A 20,746-nucleotide genomic window follows, 5' to 3' on the forward strand; every position below is an offset into this window, starting at 1 on the left:
TTTGGTTGAAGAAAGAGCCGATTTAAAACACATCCTTCAGCTTAATCTCGCAGTTATAATTATAAGTACTTCGGGAACACTTGGCAGATATATTGAGCTAAGCCCATTCCTGATTATTTTCTTGCGATCTTTTATAGCAATTTTTGCACTATTTATATTCTGCAAGTTTAAAAAATTCAAGATCAGTTTCTCAAATAGAAAGGATCTGTATACGGTGCTTTTTGCAGGAGTTTTAATGTGCATCCATTGGTTAACTTATTTTCAATCTTTAAAATTATCGAGTGTAGCTATTGGGATGCTTTCCATCTATACGTATCCTGTAATTACCACATTTTTGGAACCGCTCATCAGGAAAACAAGTTTTAGTAAAATCCATCTACTATTAGGAATATTGGTGCTTTTAGGCGTATATTTTTTAGTTCCCGAATTCAGTTTGGATAATCAACAAACCATCGCTGTTTGTTTTGGAGTTGGCTCTGCTTTTTTCTATTCTATTCGGAATATTTTAATGAAGCAGGAATCCGCAAAATACAATGGTTCTGTTTTGATGATGTATCAAATGCTCGTTGTAAGTATTCTATTATTTCCGGTTTTGTTCTTTTTTGATCTATCAGTTATTCCTTCGCAAATAGCGCCAATTCTGGTTTTGGGATTGTTTACAACCTCGGTTGGTCACACGTTGATGGTAAGTAGCTTTAAATATTTTTCAGCAACAACCGCCAGTATAATTAGTAGCGCGCAGCCTATCTACGGAATTTTGCTCGGTTACTTTTTACTGAATGAAATTCCTGCCACTAATACAATAATCGGAGGTTGTTTAATTGCTACTGCTGTTTTTACTGAAATTTTTAGAAGTTTTAGAAAATAACTGAAGTTGATTTTATCAATTTTCGGCTTTACGGTTCATCTTTTTATTGAGTTCCAGGCAGGCATTAATCATCGCCAGGTGTGTAAGCGCTTGTGGGAAATTCCCAACTTGCTCACCGCTTTTACTAATTTGTTCACTAAATAATCTAAGTGAATTTCCGTAACCAAGAATTCGAGCGAAATTTTCAGCAGCTTCATCTAGACGATCCATAAGTGCCAGACATTCGATATACCAAAACGAACACATTGTAAATGTACCTTCTTCGCCTTCTAGCCCGTCGGTATCAGTTTCAGCAGCTCTATAGCGATAAATTAGAACGTCATATTTCAATTCGCGTTCTACCGCTTTAAGCGTCTTTTTCCATTTTTCATCGTGCTTATCTATAAAGTGTAGAATAGGCATTAACATCACCGATGCATCAATTTCATCGGTTTCGCTATGTTGTACAAAAGCTTCTTTTTCTTCGCTCCAAAAGTCAGTATAAAGACTGTCTTTAATTTTCGATCTTATTTCTTCCCATTTCTCTTTTGGAAACTCTAAATCGTTATTTTCTGCAAGCTTTATTCCGCGATCTAACGCAATCCAACAGGTTAAGCGAGAATGTAAAAACTCTTTCTTATCACCTCTAATTTCCCAAATTCCGCGATCTTTATCTTTCCAATGTTCGCAAACATATTCTACATATTGTTTAATATTTTTCCAGAAACTCTTTTTAATAGTACCATCGTGCAAATTGTAAACATAAACTGCATCGATTAGCTCACCATAAATATCAAGCTGTTTTTGGTTTTTCGCATCGTTCCCTAAGCGAACAGGTTTGCTGTTTTTATAGCCATTAAAATGGTCTAATGTAGATTCATCTGGCGGAGTCTTGCCATCATAGGTATACACCAGATCCATCTTTTCTTTAAAGCAATATTTCTCTACCCATTTAAAAAAGGCACTGGCTTCTTCTTTAAAGCCAAGCTTCATAAATGCGTACATAGCGAAAGCCGCGTCTCTAATCCAGGTGTAGCGATAATCCCAATTTCGCTCACCGCCAATTTTTTCAGGTAATCCAAAAGTAGGCGCCGCAATAATGCTTCCTTCTTTGTGGGAGGTAAGTAGCTTTAAAGTTATAGCAGATCTCAAAACGGTTTCTACCCATCGTCCTTTGTAGGTAGTTTTGCTTATCCATTCTTTCCAGTATGCCTGACTTTCGTTATGATACTTTTCGCCGAAAGATGGCATATTATTTATTTGTTCTTCAGAAAGATGGAAATCGGTTAAAATAAAATAGCAGGATTCTTTTTCATCTAATTTGAATTCAGAGTAAGCATCATCACGAGAGATATACAATTCCTTACAACTGTTTAAACAAAGAAAATTATCATCATCTGTAGTGAATGTGATTTCATTTTTATGCTGTTCTACAGTATGTCTTGCCTGCGCATTATCAAATCTAGGTTTACATTTAACGCGGTACGAGATGTTACCGTGATTAGTTGTAATTTTTCTTAGTAACTTGAATTTGTGATCTTTCTCATCTACAATCATAGTATCACAGATTTCCCCAACTCCTTTTTCCGAAGAAAATCTCGTAATCAAGGTTGCTGTATCTGTAATATAAAATTGCGTGTATTTTAAATCTTCTATCAAAGGTTCAATAGAAAAACAACCACCTTTATCTTCGTCTAGTATCGTCGCAAATACACTGGGTGAATCAAAATTAGGAAAACACATAAAATCGATATCGCCCTGTTGCGAAACCAAAGCTGTTGTTTGTAGGTTTCCTATAAATCCGTAATTGTTTATTTTAGTAAATCTATTCTTTCTCATGCTATTTTATCTCCTTCAGGTTGCAATCTACTTTTGCAATCCCCAATTTCATTTTCCATTCTATGATTAAAAAATACTCAATGACTTCTGGAAAGATTGAATCAATTTTTTTTACAATGTAATTTACTAAAAACGAACCATCAAATTATTAGCATAGCATTGGCAAATAATTATTAGTTTTTTGAATTAGAAAATATCTTTTTGAGTTGATGCAATTAAGTGATCTCAATAAAAGATTGCCAAAAGATCATTTTTTACAAATTTTTAATTCATTTATATAGTCCTAAGTTTCTGAATTTCATAATATAGCATTTTCAAAACTTAATTATGAAATGGAAAGGTAGAAGACAGAGTTCTAATGTAGACGATCGCAGAGGAATGTCTACAAAAGGAAAAACCATTGCAGGTGGCGGTATAGTGGCAGTTATTGTAATAGCGCTTCAGTTGTTTACAGGAGTAGACGTTAGCCAACTTATATCTGAAGAACGATCAGGCGTAGCGACTGAAAAAACTCGCGAACTTTCTGAAGCAGAAGTGGAAGAAGGAGAATTTGCAGCCACAATATTAGCAGATACTGAAGATATTTGGACTTCCATTTTTTCAAAAAATGATATGAATTATCCAAAACCCGGAATGGTCTTATTTGATGATGCCGTAAGTTCTGGATGTGGTAGAGCTTCTGCCGCAATGGGACCGTTTTACTGCCCTGCAGATCAAAAGTTATATTTGGATCTTCGATTCTTTGACGAACTACATAATAAATTTGGCGCAGAAAAAGGTGATTTTGCCACTGCCTATGTTATTGCTCACGAAGTAGGGCATCATATACAAACCGTTTTAGGAACTTCTCAAAAAGTTAGACAATTGCAGCAAGGTAAATCACAGGATCAGGCAAATGAACTTTCTGTTGCATTAGAACTTCAAGCCGATTTTTATGCAGGAGTTTGGGCAAATCATAATCAGGAATATCTTCAGGAAGGCGATATTCAGGAGGCATTAAGTGCAGCAAACGCAGTAGGAGATGATGCTATCCAGCGTCGTGTAAACGGAACTGTAAATCCAGATTCTTTTACGCACGGAACTTCGGCACAACGAATGGAGTGGTTTATGAAAGGGTATCGTAGCGGCGATATTAGTAAAGGAAATACGTTTCATGCACTTTTAAATTAAGTGCAGGCTTTCCATAAAGGTTCATTAGGAACTTCGGCAATTACGTTTACGGGTTCTTTTTTTACCGGATGAACAAACTCCAGTTTACGAGCATGTAAATTGATACCGGCATCTTTATTACTCCGATCAAAACCATATTTTAAATCCCCTTTTATTGGACAGCCAATAGCAGAAAGTTGACTTCGAATTTGGTGATGTCGCCCGGTTTGTAAATCGATTTCCAGTAAAAAATAGTTATCTAATTCTTTCAAAATTCGATATTCTAGAATTGCTTTTTTACTATCAGGCACTTCTTTTTTATGAGCGAAAGATTTGTTCTGTTTTGGATTACGCTTCAGGAAATGAACTAGTGTATCCTGATCTTTTGGCGGTCGATTTTTAACAATCGCCCAATACGTCTTTTTAGCTTCTTTCTCCTGAAATAATTTATTAAGCCTGGGTAGTGATTTAGAAGTTTTTGCAAATAATACGATACCACTTGTAGGGCGATCTAAACGATGAACAACGCCTAAGTAGACATTACCCGGTTTATTGTATTTTTCTTTGATATACGATTTTACAACCTCACTTAAAGGTTTATCTCCGGTTTTATCACCCTGTACAATATCACCAACGCGTTTATTCACGATAATTACATGGTTATCTTCGTGAAGTATCTGTAAATTGTCTTTAGAGGAAAGTAATTTTTCTGGCAAAATAGATAGTTTGAGGTGAAATTTTAATTTCTGGTAAATTCAGCGATAATCTCTTTATGCTGCGGAAATTCACTGGTAAGATGATCCCTTTCTGCTAATGTAAAATCTTCAAAATCGAATCCCGGAGCGACAGTGCAACCCACAAAGGAAAATTGATTATGCTGAATAACTTTAGCAGCAAACCAATAATTTCTAGGAACTACAAATTGAGGTTTTTCTCCTTTTTCCAGATTTCTACCAATAGTTACTTCGGAAAGTTCTCCGGAAGGCGAAATCATGTATAAGAGTAGAGGAGAGCCGTCATAAAAATGCCAGATCTCCTCTTGATTTATTTTATGAAATGCTGAAAAATTTTCTGAAGTGAGTAAAAAATAAATACTGGTCGAATAGTTACGTTCTGTTTTAAAAGCTTCAGGTAATGCATCTGCTGTGATAACATCGTCGCTTCGATAGACTTCTTTAAAGTAACCACCTTCAGGATGAGGTTGTAACTTCAGTTTTTCAATAATTGATTCCGCAGTATTCATTCAGCAAAAAAAATTAATATTGTTCATCTTCCGAAGGAAAATCACCACTTTTTACATCTTCAGCATACCGTTGAAATGCTCCTGTCATTTCAGTATAAAGATCCAGGTATCTTCTTAAGAATCTTGGGTTAAATTCTTTGGTCATTCCCAACATATCGTGAACTACTAAAACCTGCCCATCACAGCCGTTACCAGCACCAATACCAATTACCGGAATGCTAACGCTTTCAGCGACTTCTTTGGCTAATTTAGCAGGCACTTTTTCTAAAACAACGGCAAAACATCCTAAGCGTTCTAAAAGTTTAGCATCAGATTTTAGCTTTTCAGCTTCTTCTTCGTCTTTTGCTCTAACGGTATATGTACCAAATTTATAGATGGATTGTGGTGTTAATCCCAAATGGCCCATCACCGGAATACCAGCATGTAAGATTCGTTTAATTGATTCTTTAATTTCTTTACCACCTTCTAATTTAATGGCATGTGCGCCACTTTCTTTCATAATTCTAATGGAAGATCGCAGAGCCTCTTTTGGGTCACTTTGGTAGGTTCCAAAAGGAAGGTCGACCACAACTAAAGAACGGTTGATGGCATTTACGACACTTGTGGCGTGATAGATCATGTGATCTAGCGTCATTGGAAGCGTTGTTTCGTAACCCGCCATCACATTACTGGCAGAATCGCCAACAAGGATCACATCGATCCCTGCGCCATCCATAATTTTTGCCATCGAATAATCGTAGGCCGTTAACATAGAGATTCTCTCTCCACGTTTTTTCATATCAACTAAAGACTTAACAGTAATTCTTTTATATTCTTTTTTAGCAACAGACATTAATTTAAATTTTGGTATGCGTAAAAATAAGGTTTTAATGAGAGACTAATTAAGATTCCCTCAAGAAATTGGGGATGCTGTACTTTTCTTATTTTCAATTTTAGACATTTAACAATACTTTTTTAGTGTCGCTTATTTTTCGACTTTTCTGAGCAAGTCTATTATTCATAATTTCTTAGCGTTTGAAGAAGTATGCGGTCTATTACAAAGTCAGGAATTAATTTAGCTTTTCTGAGATGAAAAATTTTCAATTAAAAAAGCCATCAAAAATGATGGCTTAAATGTTCTATTTTGAAGTTTACTTTATGGTTTTAAAACCACTCTAAATCGTGCTTCGTTATCCATCATTCGTTTGTAGGCTTCTTCAACATCAGCAAGTGGATATTCTTCGATCATAGGTTTGGTTCCGCTTAGCGCACTAAATTTTAAAGTGTCTTCGCTATCCATAGCGGTTCCGCTGGCCCATCCTGCGACAGAATTTTTTCCCATTATTAATTGCATTGGTGAAACTTCTACAGGCTCGCCGGTAGCACCTACAATTAGCAGTTTTCCGTTGGGACCTAATCCATCAACCACACTACTTATAGCTTTACTGTTTGGAGCTGTAGCTAAGATTAGTTTTGCTCCACCCAGCTTTTTAAGTTCTTCGACCGTATCTTGCTCTTTAGCATTTATAAAATGCTGCGCTCCAAGATCTGAAGCTAAAGATTTTTTATCATCGCTGGTCGAAATCGCTACGGTTCGCATTCCCATTTTTGAAGCATACTGAACGGCTAAATGTCCTAAACCGCCAATTCCCTGAATAGCGACAACATCGCCCGGAGTAATTCCTGAATTTCTTAAAGCATTAAAAACAGTAATCCCTGCACAAAGTAATGGAGCAGCTTCTGCTGAAGATAATTCGTCTGGAATACTTGCAATAGCTTCTTGAGGTGCGGTCATAAATTCGGCATAACCACCATCGTAAGAGATTCCGCTAATTTTCGCATTCTCGCAGTTAATAAAATCACCACGACGACAAGGTTCACATTCAAAACAATGTCCCCCGTGCCAGCCTACGCCTACACGTTGTCCTTCTTTCCATTGTGAAACACGATCGCCGACTTTTTCTACAATTCCTACAACTTCGTGACCAGGAATTCTAGGATAATCGATAGGCATCAAACCTTCTTTTGTAATGGCGTCACTATGGCAAATACCACAAGCTTCAATTTTAATTAAAACTTCGTTTTCTTTTGGTGAAGGTTTATCAACATCTATGTATTCGAATTCTCCACCTTTTTCTTTTACTTGTACTGCTTTCATCGTTCAATTTTTTTGATTCTTGAATTTACGAAATTGAAGTACGAAGATTTTTAAGTCTTTGTTAAATAAAAAGATCGGTGATTTTTTCAGCATTCGTAGAAATGAGTACGACAATGCCATTATTCATAGCATGTAATAGCATAGGCCAGTATAATTCTTTGTTCTGAACTTTTAATCTGCCCATAAAATAACCAGCAATTATTCGTGGAAAAATGAGGAAGAATAATATAATATTGAATTCGAATCCAGAGACGTAATTCCACACATGTACGTAACCAAAAATTACTGCGGAAAGAATCCAAACTACGCGGAAGTGTTTATGAAGATAATATTGAAATCTTTTCATTTTTCTTTCAGGAATTACCGACTTCAGAAATAAAAAGATGATAAAAACACTTAATAGTAATAAGGCATATTTAAGAATTACATTGGCTTCCGCAGGAATAAAAGCCAAACTCAAAAATAAAATCCAGGAACAAATGAATATTAGAATTTCATTTTGTGAGGGCTTTATTAAACTCCTAAAAAGACTTTCTTCCATAATCGGAGCAATAATTACCGCGAGAATAAAAAAGATGGTGGGGTTATCTGTCATCATTTCGTAAATCCCGGATTGTTCGTAACGATCTAGATCTATTGATGGAAAGAACTTATTTAGAAATCCTATCCCCATAAAAAACAAAATATAACAGCCCATTATTAGAAAATAATGGCGAATGAGATTTTTGATTTTCGATGGTAAATTTTGAGCGTACAATTATAGAATGAGATTAGCAATCACTAAGGCTTACTTTTACTGCAAGACCGCCTTCGCTGGTTTCTTTATATTTAGAATTCATGTCTTTTGCCGTATCCCACATGGTTGCAATTACTTTATCTAGTGGAACTTTTGCTTTAGTGGCGTCGCTCTCTAATGCAATTTCAGCAGCATTAATCGCTTTGATAGCGCCCATCGCGTTACGTTCGATACAAGGCACCTGTACTAAACCTCCAATAGGATCACAGGTTAAACCAAGATGATGTTCCATGGCGATTTCACTGGCCATCAATACCTGTTCTGGTGTTCCACCCAGTAATTCGGTTAATCCACCAGCAGCCATTGCTGAAGATACTCCAATTTCGGCCTGGCAACCACCCATCGCTGCAGAAATTGTGGCACCCTTTTTAAAAAGACTACCAATTTCTCCTGCTACTAGCATAAAACGTTTCATATCCTCGAAAGTAGCCTGATGATTTTCGATAACCATATAATACATCATTACTGCTGGTACTGTGCCGGCACTACCGTTTGTGGGAGCGGTAACTACGCGGCCTAAACTGGCATTTACCTCATTTACACTCAAAGCAAAACAACTAACCCATTTTAATATTTGCCGAAATTTAACTTCGGTATTTCTAATCGCATCAATCCAGTTTTCAGGGTTGCTATATTTCTCATTTGCGATTAGGCGTTGATGCATCTCGAAAGCACGGCGTTTTACACTTAATCCGCCGGGTAAGGTACCTTCAGTATGACAACCTATATACATCGATTCGAGCATGGTATCCCAAATTATCTGTAACCCCCCATCGATTTGGTCGTCGCTTCGTAGCGAACGTTCATTCTCTAAAACTAGCTCTGAAATACTTAGATTTTCAGCTTTACAATAGTCAAGTAACTGATTGGCACTTTCTACCGGATAGGGAAATTCGTCAAATTTGTCCTGTTTTCTTTTTGCATTCTTTCTTGCTTTTTTAATTACAAAACCGCCACCTATAGAAAAGAAAGATGAGGAACATTTTTTTCCGTTCGACAAATTTGCTCTAAAGATCATTCCGTTAGGATGATATTCGAGAAATTTACGATTGAATTTTATAGCCGTTTCAATTTCAAAAGGAATAGCTTTTTCCTGATTTAGTTTCAGTATGTTCTCTGTTCTTATTTTAGAAATTTCAGTATCAATTATCGAAATATCCATCGTTACAGGATCGTAGCCACTAAGACCTAAAATAGTTGCGATGTCTGTAGCGTGTCCTTTTCCTGTTAGAGAAAGAGAACCGTAAAGATCTATATGTATTTTTTCGACTAAATCGAAGGTTCCTTTGCTTTTTAATTCTGAAATCCAACGTTGCGCTGCCCGCCATGGTCCCAAAGTGTGAGAGCTGGAAGGTCCAACCCCAACCTTCAACATATCGAATACGCTAATACATTCCATACTGAAAAAATTATGCGAGCAAATGTATAATTTAAGAAAGAGATTGAGAAATAAATATGCATAGTACTCTGCCTAATTCGGCATAAATACTGGCAAAATCTGCAATTGTTTCATCTAAGAAATAGAAATTATGCTCGCTTAAAAAAAGTAAGTGACAACCTGTCATAAGTTTTCTGCTGGCACAAAGATTGACTTTTACTGATCGTAAAATTGAATATAAAACATTAAATCACGTATAAAGTTATGAGTAAGATAATTGGAATTGACTTAGGTACTACTAACTCCTGCGTTTCAGTTATGGAAGGTAACGAGCCTACGGTAATCCCTAATGCCGAAGGTAAAAGAACAACTCCTTCTGTAATTGCTTTTGTAGAAGGTGGTGAAATTAAAGTTGGAGATCCTGCAAAGCGTCAGGCTGTAACTAATCCGCAAAAAACAATTGCTTCAGTAAAAAGATTTATGGGTAATAAATACTCAGAATCTTCAAGAGAAGCAGGGCGTGTAGCCTATAAAGTAGTTAAAGGAGATAATGATACACCACGAGTAGACATCGATGGTCGTCTTTATACTCCACAGGAACTTTCAGCAATGATCCTTCAGAAAATGAAGAAAACTGCTGAAGACTATTTAGGACAGGATGTGACTGAAGCTGTAATTACAGTACCAGCATATTTTAACGATTCTCAACGTCAGGCTACAAAAGAAGCTGGTGAGATCTCTGGTCTTAAAGTAAGAAGAATTATAAACGAGCCTACTGCAGCAGCATTAGCTTATGGCCTTGATAAAAAATCAAGTGATCAAAAAATCGCTGTATATGACCTTGGTGGTGGTACTTTCGATATCTCTGTTTTAGAATTAGGAGATGGCGTATTTGAGGTATTATCTACAAATGGTGATACGCATTTAGGTGGTGATGATTTTGATGAAGTAATCATCGACTGGTTAGCAGATACGTTCCAGAAAGCTGAAGATATCGATCTTAGAAAAGATCCGATGGCTTTACAACGTCTTAAAGAAGCTGCAGAGAAAGCGAAGATTGAATTATCGTCTTCTTCTCAAACAGAAATTAATTTACCATACGTAACGGCTACTGCAAGTGGACCAAAACACTTGGTAGAATCTTTATCTAGATCTAAATTTGAGCAATTAGCTGCAGAATTAGTTACTAGATCGATGGAGCCGGTAAAGAAAGCGCTTAAAGATGCTGGTCTTTCTACTAGCGATATTGATGAGGTTATTTTAGTAGGTGGTTCTACTCGTATTCCTAAGATTCAGGAAGAAGTAGAAAGCTTCTTTGGTAAAAAACCATCTAAAGGTGTAAACCCAGATGAGGTTGTATCTATTGGTGCAGCTATTCAGGGTGGTGTATTAACTGGTGATGTTAAGGATGTATTGTTATTAGATGTTACTCCGCTTTCTCTAGGTATTGAAACTATGGGAGGAGTAAATACCAAATTGATCGAAGCGAATACAACTATTCCTTCTAAAAAATCACAAACATTCTCTACCGCTGCAGATAATCAGCCTTCAGTAGAAATTCACGTACTACAAGGTGAGCGTCCAATGGCGACAGATAATAAAACAATTGGTAGATTCCACTTAGACGGAATTCCACCAGCGCCAAGAGGAACACCTCAAATTGAAGTAACTTTTGATATCGATGCTAACGGTATTATTAAAGTAAGCGCAACAGATAAAGCGACAGGAAAATCTCAGGATATTCGTATTGAAGCTTCTTCAGGATTAACAGAAGAAGAAATCGAGAAAATGAGACAAGAAGCTGAAGCTAACGCTGATGCTGATAAACAAGCGAAAGAAAAAGTAGATAAGCTTAACGAAGCAGATGGAATGATCTTCCAGACTGAAAAGCAATTGAAAGAATTTGGAGACAAACTTTCTGCAGATAAGAAAAAACCTATCGAAGATGCTTTAGAGGAGCTTAAGAAAGCTTATGAAACTAAAGAGTTAGAACAAATAACTCCTGCATTAGACAAATTGAATGAAGCATGGAAAACAGCTTCTGAAGAAATGTATAAAGCGCAAGCTGAAGCACAAGGTGGTGCTCAGGGAGCTGCTGGTGCAGAGGGAGGACAAGCCGGAGGCGGTGAAGCCAAAGGTGGAGATGATGTAGAAGATGTAGACTTCGAAGAAGTGAAGTAAGCTTCATCTAGATATTTGATAAAAAGCCGCTGATTTTTCAGCGGCTTTTTTTGTACGCAACCTTTTTTGGAATCTTACATCTAATTAAAAAGCATTCAAAAATTATGATCAAAAAACTATCAATTCTAGCCTTAGCAATTTTACTATTTTCTTGTTCAGACGATGATGATAATAATTGTCCCGGTGGATTGAATGAAACCTGGTTTACTAATTATAAATCTGAACTGAACTCAAATTGCGAAATTGAAGTTTCAATTTTTAGAGGTAATTATGAGGGACAAACTGTTTATTATGAATTAATCACTGATGGTGCTGTGAATTTTCAAGCGATGATAACATTTTATAACTGCAATGGAGATGTTGAAGCTGAATTAACTGCAGAAGAAAGTAATGAGTACTTAGACAATGAAGGTCAGGATGATTTAAAGCTTTTTACCTGCTCCGATTCGGATTAATTTTGATGATAGTGATCTCCACTTTTTGAGATAAATACTTAATTTACTCAAATTTATCCTTTTCGCATATTAGTATTTTCTTAGTCTGTCTTGTAATAATGATGATAAGTCAATAGATTTTATACAAAGAAATTATAACCCAAATATGCAATATTGAATATCAAGAGCATCACAAAACATACTATTGTGAATATTCGATAGTTTTTACCGGGACGGTCGGCTTCTGGCATTTCTTTGCCGGTAACTAATTTGTAATTAAACCAAGCTAGAATAGGCGCTGATAAAAAAGATAATCCGGCAGCAAAATCAATCAGAATGGTAAAAGATCCAGAGCTGAAATATAGAATCGCTAACGAAAGTATCGGAATGATAAATATCGATATTTGATAAAATTGCCAACGTTTTTTAATATTATCGGTTTTGGATACTTCAGGATGAAAAAGTTCTGATATTACTCTGGGATACGCATCGGTTACTGTAATTACAGTGCTCAGCATGGTGACAAAAGCAGCGATTGCGATAATTGGTTTGCTCCATTCTCCAAGTGTTTTTCCGTAGAGATTAATAAGCTGTGAAGAAAATTCTACGCTGTTGCTGCTAAAACTCTCACCACTTCCAAACATTACTAAAACTCCAAGTAAAAAGAAAAGCATTCCAATAAAACAGGCCGAAAAATATCCAATATTGAAGTCTAAAAAAGCATTTTTTAAAGTCAGTTTTTCTTTGTTTCCGTGAGCTTTTTCTTTAGTCCATATTGAATGCCATACTGCAGCATCAAGCGGAATAGGCATCCAACCCATAAAAGCGATGATAAAGCCAAGACTTGCAGTAGTCCATAGCGACGGAATTTCTACAGTTTCAATTGGGCCTTTCTGGATTCCTAAGGCCATACAAACGGCAGCCAAAGTGGCTATAGTAAGCAGACTCACGATAATCTTCATGCTTTTGTCTAATCCGGGATATTTCCCGATTAATAGCAAAGCAATACTAGCTCCAAAAATGATAAAACTCCATACAAAAGGAGATAAGCCAAAATTAAAAAGTCGTTCAGCTAAACCAGCAGTTACGATAGTTACCGCAGCCTGAATAATAAACATGCTGGCAATCGTAATAAAAATGAACAAATAATAAGGAATCTTACCTAGCTGCTTATAGCCGGAAATTAAATGTTTACCAGTTCCTGCCACATAACGAGCACCAAATTCTAAAAACGGATACTTAGAAATACACGCTAGCAATAACGCCCAAATTAAAATATATCCATAATCAGCTCCTGCACGTGTAGATTGCACCAAATGCGAAACACCAATCGCAGCACCAGCTAGTAAAAAGCCCGGACCTATATTTTTTAAAACTGAAGTTTTTTTTGAATTTCCCGCGCTTTTTTGTGATTCCATTGCTTTTATAAATCGTATGTAGCGAAAATATTAAAAAAATAAGAATAAAGTTAACATTTTACGGTTTACAGAAAAAAGCCATCACCTTTCAGTGCAGAGAAATCTTCAGAATTATCTAATCATCAAATCTGCACATTTTCAAATCAACTAAGTTTCTTAATAATTTCAGTATTAAATTCGTGTCCGCCGTTGTAGGTTATAATTTCAAAATTGTTGGGAAACAAAGATTTCATACGTTCTTCTTCAACTTTTATAATTCCTTTTTTTAGGTATTCATCTTCGTTTCCGTAGAGATAAGTGACCTTAGTGTCTTTTAGGATTTTAAAATCTTCGGGAATTAATTCCGCAGGAACTTTTCCGGAATGAAGAATCAGTTGATCGCATTTCATCTGTCTTCTCGCCAAAAATCTTGTAGCTACAGAGACTCCCTGAGAATATCCTAAAACAATCAAATTTGGCGCTTTAGCTAAATTTTCTTCAGCATAAACTTCATCCAAATAGTTAAGTACATTTTCGATTTCAGCCTCTGTATCTTCTTTGGTAAGCCAGGAAGCGCCCACGTGCCGATAATCAGATTTCAGGTAATATTTAGATTGCGCTTGTGGCGCGATAATATAGTTTTCGCTGGAATCCAGATGATTAAAAAACCGAATAAAATATCGGCTTAAATAACCAATGCCATGGCAAACCAGCCAAACGTTTTTAGTCTTCTCAGAAAATTCATTTAGTACGCTGTAGCTATTGCTAATTTGATAAGAAACCTGTTTTTCTCGGCTCATGCTGTAGATTCAATTTTGTACTTTTACAAAGTAATTAATCGTATTGCTATGAACAAAGAGGAAATCCTTGGAATGTGTGCAAAAATGTGTAAAAACACATTAATGGAAACTCTGGATATTGAATTTGTCGATGTAGGCGAGGATTTTTTAACCGCCAAAATGCCGGTAACTCCAAAAGTGCATCAACCAGATGGTGTGTTACACGGCGGTGCTAGTGTCGCTCTGGCAGAAAGTGTTGGTAGCGCCGCAAGTTATATTTTTCTGGATACCAAAGATTTTGTGATTCGCGGTATAGAAATTTCTGCCAACCATCTTAAAAGCATCAAAGAAGGCGATGTTTTTGCCAAAGCTACTTTTATCCATAAAGGCCGTACCACACAACTTTGGAATATTCATATTACCGATGCTGCCGACAATTTAATTTCTCTCGTAAAATTGACAACCATAGCATTACCAAAAAAGAAATCATGATACAGGCGATGGCATTTTTTAATGCATTAGAAGACCATATTACTAAAAATTTAGCTTTTGTTGCTTATCGTAAACCAGATGAAAATATTGTAAAATCATTTCTGCAAAACGATACGCAATCTTATACCACTAAAGACTTTGCTGAAAGTGGATTTGTTTTTTCGGATTTCTGCGGAAATAAAAATTTATTGATTCCCGAGGATCAATCTGAAGTGATTAATGCCGAATATGAGAAAGAAAATTCTCTGAATGAAGCTTCAGAATATATTCCTGAAATCACCAATCATGCTGAGCAAAAGAAGCATGAAACGCTGGTAGAAAAGGCGATCACTGAAATAAAATCGGGTACGTTTAAAAAAGTTGTTTTAGCACGTAAAGAATCGGCAGAAACGCAACTTGCAGCACTTTCTATTTTTAAAAATTTACTACAAAATTATCCAAAAGCATTTTGTTATATCTGGTCGCATCCTGAAAGCGGAATTTGGATTGGTGCAACTCCAGAAACTTTAGTGAAGGTAGAGCGAAACCGCTTTAAAACGATGGCGCTTGCCGGAACGCAGGCTTATAAAACTGAAGTAGAAGAAGCCGCCTGGACACCAAAAGAAGTAGAGGAGCAAAAGATTGTTTCAGATGAAATTGTACAAAAATTGAAGGATTTTAAAGTTGCTATAGGAGCGATAAAACTTACTGAGCCTTATACCGTAAAAGCGGGAAATCTACTTCATATTCGTACAGATATTTCGGGAATTTTAGAGAACGATAATTTATCGAATCTTCTAGAAAGTTTGCATCCAACGCCTGCAGTTTGCGGTTTTCCGCGTGAAGCTGCGAAGCAATTTATCCTAGAAAATGAGCTTAGCAATAGAGAATTTTATTCGGGATTTTTGGGCGAAATCAATTTAAAACAGGAAGTAAAACGAAATTCGAATCGGCGTAATCAGGAAAATCAGGCGTATGCCAGTATTTCTAAGCAATCGCAGATTTTTGTAAATCTTCGTTGTATGAAATTAGTCGAAGGAAAAGCTGAAATTTTTATTGGTGGTGGGATCACGGCCGATTCGAATCCGACAGCCGAGTGGGAAGAAACCGTAAATAAAAGCTATACCATTAAATCTGTTTTAGTACATCAAGAATAAATCGAGATTGGAAATATATAATTTGGATTATGCAAGATTAAAAAATCCGTTAAATACTTTTTAAAGGCGCTTTGGAAGTCTGCTTGAAATCGTAATTTTGGTTTAAATTAAATTTGCGGTAGCATTTTCAAACTTCCCCGAAATTACCGCTCGCAAAAAACAAACTTTGTGAAGTACTCTAAAATACCTGTTGCACGTAATGTGGTTTCACTTTGCGTTTCAAAAAACATAAAAAATGTTGTAATTTCTCCGGGATCGCGAAATGCTCCTTTAACGATTGGATTTTCGCATCATCCAGAAATTAATTCGTACAGTATTGTAGACGAGCGTTGTGCAGCTTTTGTCGCCTTGGGAATGGCACAACAATTACAGCAACCGGTAGCCCTTGTTTGTAGTTCTGGCTCTGCTTTGTTAAATTATTATCCGGCAATTTCAGAAGCTTTTTATAGTGATATTCCGCTTGTGGTAATTTCCGCAGATCGGCCAATCGAGCGTATCGATATTGGGGACGGGCAAACCATTAGGCAAAAAAATGTATACGAAAATCACATTATGTACTCTGCTAATTTGTATTCTGAACTGGTTTTAGAATCTGAAGCGATCGATAAAAAACTTCAGCAAAAACAATGGGAAGCGCAAAAACATAACGAACGAGAGATCAATTTGGCGCTAAACAAAGCGATAGAAGAAAAAGGCCCTGTTCATATTAACGTGCCGCTCTACGAACCGCTTTACGATACTGTTGAAAATATCGAGGTAAATCCTATTGAAATTTTGCCTGAAATTACCAAAAGACATTATGCTAAAGAAGAACTTTTGCCGTACGCAGATCTTTGGAACAAGGCTAAGCGTAAAATGGTAATTGTTGGTGTCGCTCATCCAAATGCGGTGGAGCAAAAATTTCTCGAGAAATTGGCAAAAGATGATTCGGTAATTGTATTTACTGAAACCACTTCAAATTTACATCACTCAGCATTTTTTACTAGAATCGATACGATGATCGGCCCTATCGAAAAAGATGAAAATATGCAGGAGCTTTTTGAAGCTTTGCGACCAGATATTTTGTTGACTTTCGGCGGAATGATCGTTTCAAAAAAAATAAAAGCATTTCTACGGAATTATAATCCTAAACATCACTGGCATGTCGATTCTAAAAAAGCATATAACACCTTCTTTTGCCTAAATAAACATTTTGAAACTTCAGTAAATGATTTCTTTACTGAGTTTTTTCCGCTTACTACTAAAATTGATAGCGACTACGGCGAATTTTGGAAAAATATCCGTAAAAACCGACAAGCTAAGCATGAAGCTTATATGGGCGAAATTCCATATTGCGATTTAAAAGCCATGCAATTATTGGTACCTAAAATTCCAGATAACTACATTATGCAACTAGCGAACAGCTCAACTATTCGCTATTCGCAATTATTTAAGTGGAATCCATCGTTGCGCATATTTTGTAATCGAGGAACAAGCGGAATCGATGGTAGTATTTCTACAGCAGCAGGATCTGCCGTAGTAAGTGAATCTCCTGTTTTAATGCTTACGGGCGATCTTAGTTTCTTTTATGATAGTAATGCGCTTTGGAATAATTATCTACCCAAACATTTTAGGATTATAATTCTGAATAACTCTGGCGGTGGAATTTTTAGAATTTTACCGGGAAATAAGGACAGTGAAAACTTTGAAACTTATTTTGAAACTACGCATAATCTAAAAGCAGAACACTTAGCGAAAATGTACAATTTTGAATATGATGCTGCTTCAACTGAAGCTGAAATTAGCCATTCTTTGAGTACATTTTTTGAAGCTTCAGAACAACCAAAGATTTTGGAAATTTTTACTCCGCGTAAAGTTAACGATCAGGTATTACTAAAGTATTTTAGTTATATGCGGTAATTGAATTGGATCGCTGCGCTGTTAGATCTTAGAATTTAGACACCGATACGCTTTTAGAATTTAGAACATAGGTAATTGATTATAAGCACTAGGAAAATTTAACAAAATAGCTGATTTGGTCTTAAATTTTAAATTTTCCCTAAGTTTTGTTGTGATTCTATTAGCTCATTTTGAGATGGTTAATATGTAATTTCGAACAAACCAAAAAACAAAATTATGAGTACTAAGACTGATGAACGCGTAGGAAAATACATTCAGGATGTCAAAGATAAAGTGGGAGAGGAGCCAGATGTAAATCTTCTAAGAAATATTACAGAATATTTAGGCCCGGTAGTTTTTAGAGATGATGCAGAGACAGTTTCATCTACAGATCAAGCTGAAATGGATACCGTAAAAAATAATTTTCTAGTTAAAAAATTAGGTCTGCCAGACGACGAAAAATTAGATGTTGGTCTTAATGCTATGTTGGAAAAATATGGTAAGTCTAACCGAAATAAATATAGAGTTACATTATATTATTTACTTACCCAGTATTTTAAAAAAGAGTCTGTATTTGCCTAATCTTAAGGATTAGTCAGTATTGAATCCGCTTTCTATTTTTAGGATGCGGATTCTTTTTTTTATGATCCCCTGAAATTATAAAGTATCTTTGCAATCTAAATTAGAATTATGCTAAATATTGGCGAAAATCATCGTTTGATTATTGATCGTGAAACCGAACCAGGATTGTTTCTTAAAAATGCTGAAGGAGATGAGGTATTGCTACCTAATAAATATATTCCTGAAACTTTTCAGTTAGAAGATGAAATTGAAGTTTTTGTGTATCTGGATCATTCCGAACGTCCTGTAGCAACTACTTTAAAGCCATACGTACAGTTAGATGAATTTGCCTTTTTAAAATGTGTAGAAACAACAGATTTTGGTGCTTTTTTAGATTGGGGCTTAGAAAAACATTTATTTGTTCCGTTTAAAGAACAGATTTACCCAATGCAAATAGGGCATAGTTACTTGGTTTTTTGTTATTTGGATGAAGACACTAATCGATTAGTAGCTTCAAGTAAAGTACACGCTTTTTTAGATAATTCAGAATTAACGATTAAGCCTTTTGAGGAGGTCGATCTAATAGTAAGTAATAAAACCGATCTTGGCTATAATGTGATTATTAATGAACTTCATTTAGGTTTGGTGTACAACGATGATGTATTCAAGCCTATCGAAATTGGAGATCGTATAAAAGGATATATTAAGAAAACCAGAAGTGACGAGAAAATCGACGTTACACTACAGCGCCCTGGTTATAGAAGTATCGAGCCAAATGCTCAGGCCATTTTGGATGAATTGCAACATCATGACGGCTATTTAAATATTACTGATAAATCTTCTCCCGAAAAAATTAAAGCCGTTTTTAGAATGAGTAAGAAAAGCTTTAAACGAGCAGCCGGTAATCTTTACAAGCAGCGACAAATTGATATAAAGGAAGATGGTATTTACCTCAATCAAGAGGATTAATAATAATATCTGCGATTAGTGCGATAGGGTTGTGAAAAACCACCTCGCATGGTGTTATTGTACAAGGCGTTGTGATATTGATAGAAAGGATTGCTGCTGTTTGTGGTATTATTGAAGTTATTAATACCATTATTTAGCTGATTTTGCTCTTGATTATTCCCAGTAAGCTGAATTGCTTTTTCTTCCTTTGGCTGTGTTTGTGGTAAACTAATATTAGCCAATCGTTTGGCTTTCGCCATTTCGCGTTGGCGATTTTCTTTTTCTATCACGCCTACCATGTCGAATTCTTCGCGTTCGTTTTGAACGCCGATAAATGTTCCGCTTGGCAAATTTGGATCATATTGTAGAAACTGATTTGGTCTTAATTCCGTTAAAGCCGGAGCGATAGAACGATCTTCCATTTTAATATTCACAGTACTATCACCAGGATTTTCCTGCGCAAATGCAACTGCATTGATTGTCATAAAAAATAATATGGTAAGAAGTTTTTTCATCTAAATATGAAAGTTTCTAAATCAATTTCAAAAATTATGCTAAACTTAAAACAGCCTGAGTTATTTTCAAAATTAACTGCAGTATTTTTATAGTTAACCGATATTATTACTTTTTCAGAATTAATTTAATAACTTTAACTGAAGTCGCGATTCTATGGTCTATGCTTCAAATAATTCTTAATACTTCAGCTTAAATCATCATTTGCTATGAAAAAAGTCATCACATTATCTATAATTTTATTTCTTTTCAGTTTAAATTTTCTTCAGGCTCAGCAAACCACGGGTATTGTTCTGTATAAAGGAATTATAAACGAAGAATTTAGAAAAAAATTTCTTGATGAAATAAAGAAAAAAGATGTAGCTCCAGAAATTAGAAAAGGAGTAATAGATATGTACATGAATGCAGATGAGGATAAGTACGAACTTCACTTTCGGGATCAGGAATCATATTATCATTATATCGAGCCGTTAGACAATGACGCCGATAATTCTCTGAAAATGGGGAGTAGAGCAGGCTCCGACGATTACTACGTCAATCTTTCTAAAGATCAAATTATTCAAAAAACAAGTAGTTTAGGGTTAGTAGCTTATCCTAAAATAGAATGGGAAATACAAAATGAAAAACAAGAGATTGGAGATTATAAATGTTTTAAAGCTATAGGTACAGAGAAACATTATGGTCGCGATGGAGAGATTACCGATGAGGAGGTTATAGCTTGGTTTACTGCTGAAGTCCCTTTACAATTTGGGCCAAAAAATTATAACGGGCTTCAGGGATTGATCCTAAGAATAGATAAAGAAAAGTTTTCTATAGTAGCTACTGAAATTATGCTGAATCCCGATGAAAAAATTAAGATTGATACAGTAAAGAAGAACGCCAAGATACGCTCACAAAAGGAAGCTTACGAAGCATTGCAGTTAGGAGAACAATATTATAAGGATAAATACGGGAATAAATAAAGCGATATCGAAATTGCGATATTATAATTCAGAATATTGAAAAATAAACCTATTTTAGTTCAAATTATTAATACTT

General features: G+C 35.7%; 20 protein-coding genes. 10 read left to right on the forward strand and 10 right to left on the reverse strand.

Features of this window, described 5'->3' with window-relative positions:
* Window position 1: 1 nt before the first annotated feature.
* Window positions 2-868, forward strand: coding sequence for a DMT family transporter (locus QWY91_RS01810; protein WP_290231133.1), 867 nt, complete (start codon window positions 2-4; stop codon window positions 866-868).
* Between the two features lie 15 nt (window positions 869-883).
* Here the strand turns inward: QWY91_RS01810 and QWY91_RS01815 are convergent, their stop codons facing one another.
* Window positions 884-2,686 (reverse strand): glycoside hydrolase family 15 protein, encoded by a 1,803-nt coding sequence (locus QWY91_RS01815; RefSeq protein ID WP_290231135.1) that lies wholly within the window; start codon window positions 2,684-2,686, stop codon window positions 884-886.
* A 327-nt stretch (window positions 2,687-3,013) separates the two neighbouring features.
* On the opposite strand from QWY91_RS01815, the gene ypfJ reads away from it, so the two are divergent.
* Window positions 3,014-3,856 carry a KPN_02809 family neutral zinc metallopeptidase gene (gene ypfJ, locus QWY91_RS01820; RefSeq protein ID WP_290231137.1) on the forward strand — a complete coding sequence of 281 codons (843 nt, stop codon included), beginning with the start codon at window positions 3,014-3,016 and terminating at the stop codon, window positions 3,854-3,856.
* On the opposite strand, the gene QWY91_RS01825 is transcribed toward ypfJ, so the two are convergent.
* From QWY91_RS01825 to QWY91_RS01850, 6 genes are all read right to left on the reverse strand, one after another.
* Window positions 3,853-4,551 carry an RluA family pseudouridine synthase gene (locus tag QWY91_RS01825; RefSeq protein WP_290231139.1) on the reverse strand — a complete coding sequence of 233 codons (699 nt, stop codon included), beginning with the start codon at window positions 4,549-4,551 and terminating at the stop codon, window positions 3,853-3,855. The two genes, ypfJ and QWY91_RS01825, sit on opposite strands and share 4 nt — an antisense overlap.
* A 23-nt stretch (window positions 4,552-4,574) precedes the next feature.
* Window positions 4,575-5,078 carry a cupin domain-containing protein gene (locus QWY91_RS01830; protein WP_290231141.1) on the reverse strand — a complete coding sequence of 168 codons (504 nt, stop codon included), beginning with the start codon at window positions 5,076-5,078 and terminating at the stop codon, window positions 4,575-4,577.
* 13 nt (window positions 5,079-5,091) lie between these two features.
* Window positions 5,092-5,910 carry a 3-methyl-2-oxobutanoate hydroxymethyltransferase gene (panB, locus tag QWY91_RS01835; RefSeq protein WP_290231143.1) on the reverse strand — a complete coding sequence of 273 codons (819 nt, stop codon included), beginning with the start codon at window positions 5,908-5,910 and terminating at the stop codon, window positions 5,092-5,094.
* 303 nt (window positions 5,911-6,213) lie between these two features.
* Window positions 6,214-7,215 (reverse strand): alcohol dehydrogenase, encoded by a 1,002-nt coding sequence (locus QWY91_RS01840; RefSeq protein WP_290231145.1) that lies wholly within the window; start codon window positions 7,213-7,215, stop codon window positions 6,214-6,216.
* 61 nt (window positions 7,216-7,276) lie between these two features.
* Window positions 7,277-7,912 (reverse strand): CPBP family glutamic-type intramembrane protease, encoded by a 636-nt coding sequence (locus QWY91_RS01845; RefSeq protein WP_290231147.1) that lies wholly within the window; start codon window positions 7,910-7,912, stop codon window positions 7,277-7,279.
* Window positions 7,913-7,985: 73 nt separating this feature from the next.
* Window positions 7,986-9,410 (reverse strand): L-serine ammonia-lyase, encoded by a 1,425-nt coding sequence (locus tag QWY91_RS01850; protein ID WP_290231149.1) that lies wholly within the window; start codon window positions 9,408-9,410, stop codon window positions 7,986-7,988.
* Window positions 9,411-9,653: 243 nt separating this feature from the next.
* On the opposite strand from QWY91_RS01850, the gene dnaK reads away from it, so the two are divergent.
* Window positions 9,654-11,570: a molecular chaperone DnaK gene (dnaK, locus tag QWY91_RS01855; RefSeq protein WP_290231151.1), complete on the forward strand. Its 1,917-nt coding sequence runs from the start codon at window positions 9,654-9,656 to the stop codon at window positions 11,568-11,570.
* A 104-nt stretch (window positions 11,571-11,674) separates the two neighbouring features.
* Window positions 11,675-12,025 carry a hypothetical protein gene (locus tag QWY91_RS01860; RefSeq protein ID WP_290231152.1) on the forward strand — a complete coding sequence of 117 codons (351 nt, stop codon included), beginning with the start codon at window positions 11,675-11,677 and terminating at the stop codon, window positions 12,023-12,025.
* A gap of 119 nt (window positions 12,026-12,144) precedes the next feature.
* On the opposite strand, the gene QWY91_RS01865 is transcribed toward QWY91_RS01860, so the two are convergent.
* Window positions 12,145-13,422 (reverse strand): NRAMP family divalent metal transporter, encoded by a 1,278-nt coding sequence (locus QWY91_RS01865; RefSeq protein ID WP_290231154.1) that lies wholly within the window; start codon window positions 13,420-13,422, stop codon window positions 12,145-12,147.
* 143 nt (window positions 13,423-13,565) lie between these two features.
* Window positions 13,566-14,201: an alpha/beta hydrolase gene (locus QWY91_RS01870; RefSeq protein ID WP_290231155.1), complete on the reverse strand. Its 636-nt coding sequence runs from the start codon at window positions 14,199-14,201 to the stop codon at window positions 13,566-13,568.
* A 48-nt stretch (window positions 14,202-14,249) separates the two neighbouring features.
* On the opposite strand from QWY91_RS01870, the gene QWY91_RS01875 reads away from it, so the two are divergent.
* The 5 genes from QWY91_RS01875 (at window position 14,250) to QWY91_RS01895 (ending at window position 19,216) form a co-directional block, all read left to right on the forward strand.
* Window positions 14,250-14,672 carry a PaaI family thioesterase gene (locus QWY91_RS01875; RefSeq protein ID WP_290231157.1) on the forward strand — a complete coding sequence of 141 codons (423 nt, stop codon included), beginning with the start codon at window positions 14,250-14,252 and terminating at the stop codon, window positions 14,670-14,672.
* Window positions 14,669-15,808 (forward strand): chorismate-binding protein, encoded by a 1,140-nt coding sequence (locus QWY91_RS01880; protein WP_290231159.1) that lies wholly within the window; start codon window positions 14,669-14,671, stop codon window positions 15,806-15,808. Before QWY91_RS01875 ends, QWY91_RS01880 begins: the two co-directional genes overlap by 4 nt.
* Before the next feature lie 168 nt (window positions 15,809-15,976).
* Window positions 15,977-17,707 carry a 2-succinyl-5-enolpyruvyl-6-hydroxy-3-cyclohexene-1-carboxylic-acid synthase gene (menD, locus tag QWY91_RS01885; RefSeq protein WP_290231161.1) on the forward strand — a complete coding sequence of 577 codons (1,731 nt, stop codon included), beginning with the start codon at window positions 15,977-15,979 and terminating at the stop codon, window positions 17,705-17,707.
* A gap of 216 nt (window positions 17,708-17,923) precedes the next feature.
* Window positions 17,924-18,268 carry a DUF2853 family protein gene (locus QWY91_RS01890; protein ID WP_290231163.1) on the forward strand — a complete coding sequence of 115 codons (345 nt, stop codon included), beginning with the start codon at window positions 17,924-17,926 and terminating at the stop codon, window positions 18,266-18,268.
* Window positions 18,269-18,376: 108 nt separating this feature from the next.
* Window positions 18,377-19,216 (forward strand): CvfB family protein, encoded by an 840-nt coding sequence (locus QWY91_RS01895; RefSeq protein WP_290231165.1) that lies wholly within the window; start codon window positions 18,377-18,379, stop codon window positions 19,214-19,216.
* On the opposite strand, the gene QWY91_RS01900 is transcribed toward QWY91_RS01895, so the two are convergent.
* On the reverse strand, window positions 19,213-19,710 hold the full coding sequence (locus QWY91_RS01900; RefSeq protein ID WP_290231166.1) for a hypothetical protein: 498 nt from the start codon (window positions 19,708-19,710) through the stop codon (window positions 19,213-19,215). The genes QWY91_RS01895 and QWY91_RS01900 overlap by 4 nt on opposite strands.
* A gap of 207 nt (window positions 19,711-19,917) precedes the next feature.
* Here QWY91_RS01900 and QWY91_RS01905 point away from each other — a divergent pair, with 207 nt between their 5' ends.
* The gene (locus QWY91_RS01905; RefSeq protein WP_290231167.1) at window positions 19,918-20,670 is read left to right on the forward strand and encodes a GLPGLI family protein; all 753 of its coding nucleotides are present in this window, start codon (window positions 19,918-19,920) and stop codon (window positions 20,668-20,670) included.
* Window positions 20,671-20,746 lie beyond the last annotated feature (76 nt).

The organism is Zunongwangia endophytica (assembly GCF_030409505.1).
Classification (GTDB): domain Bacteria; phylum Bacteroidota; class Bacteroidia; order Flavobacteriales; family Flavobacteriaceae; genus Zunongwangia; species Zunongwangia endophytica.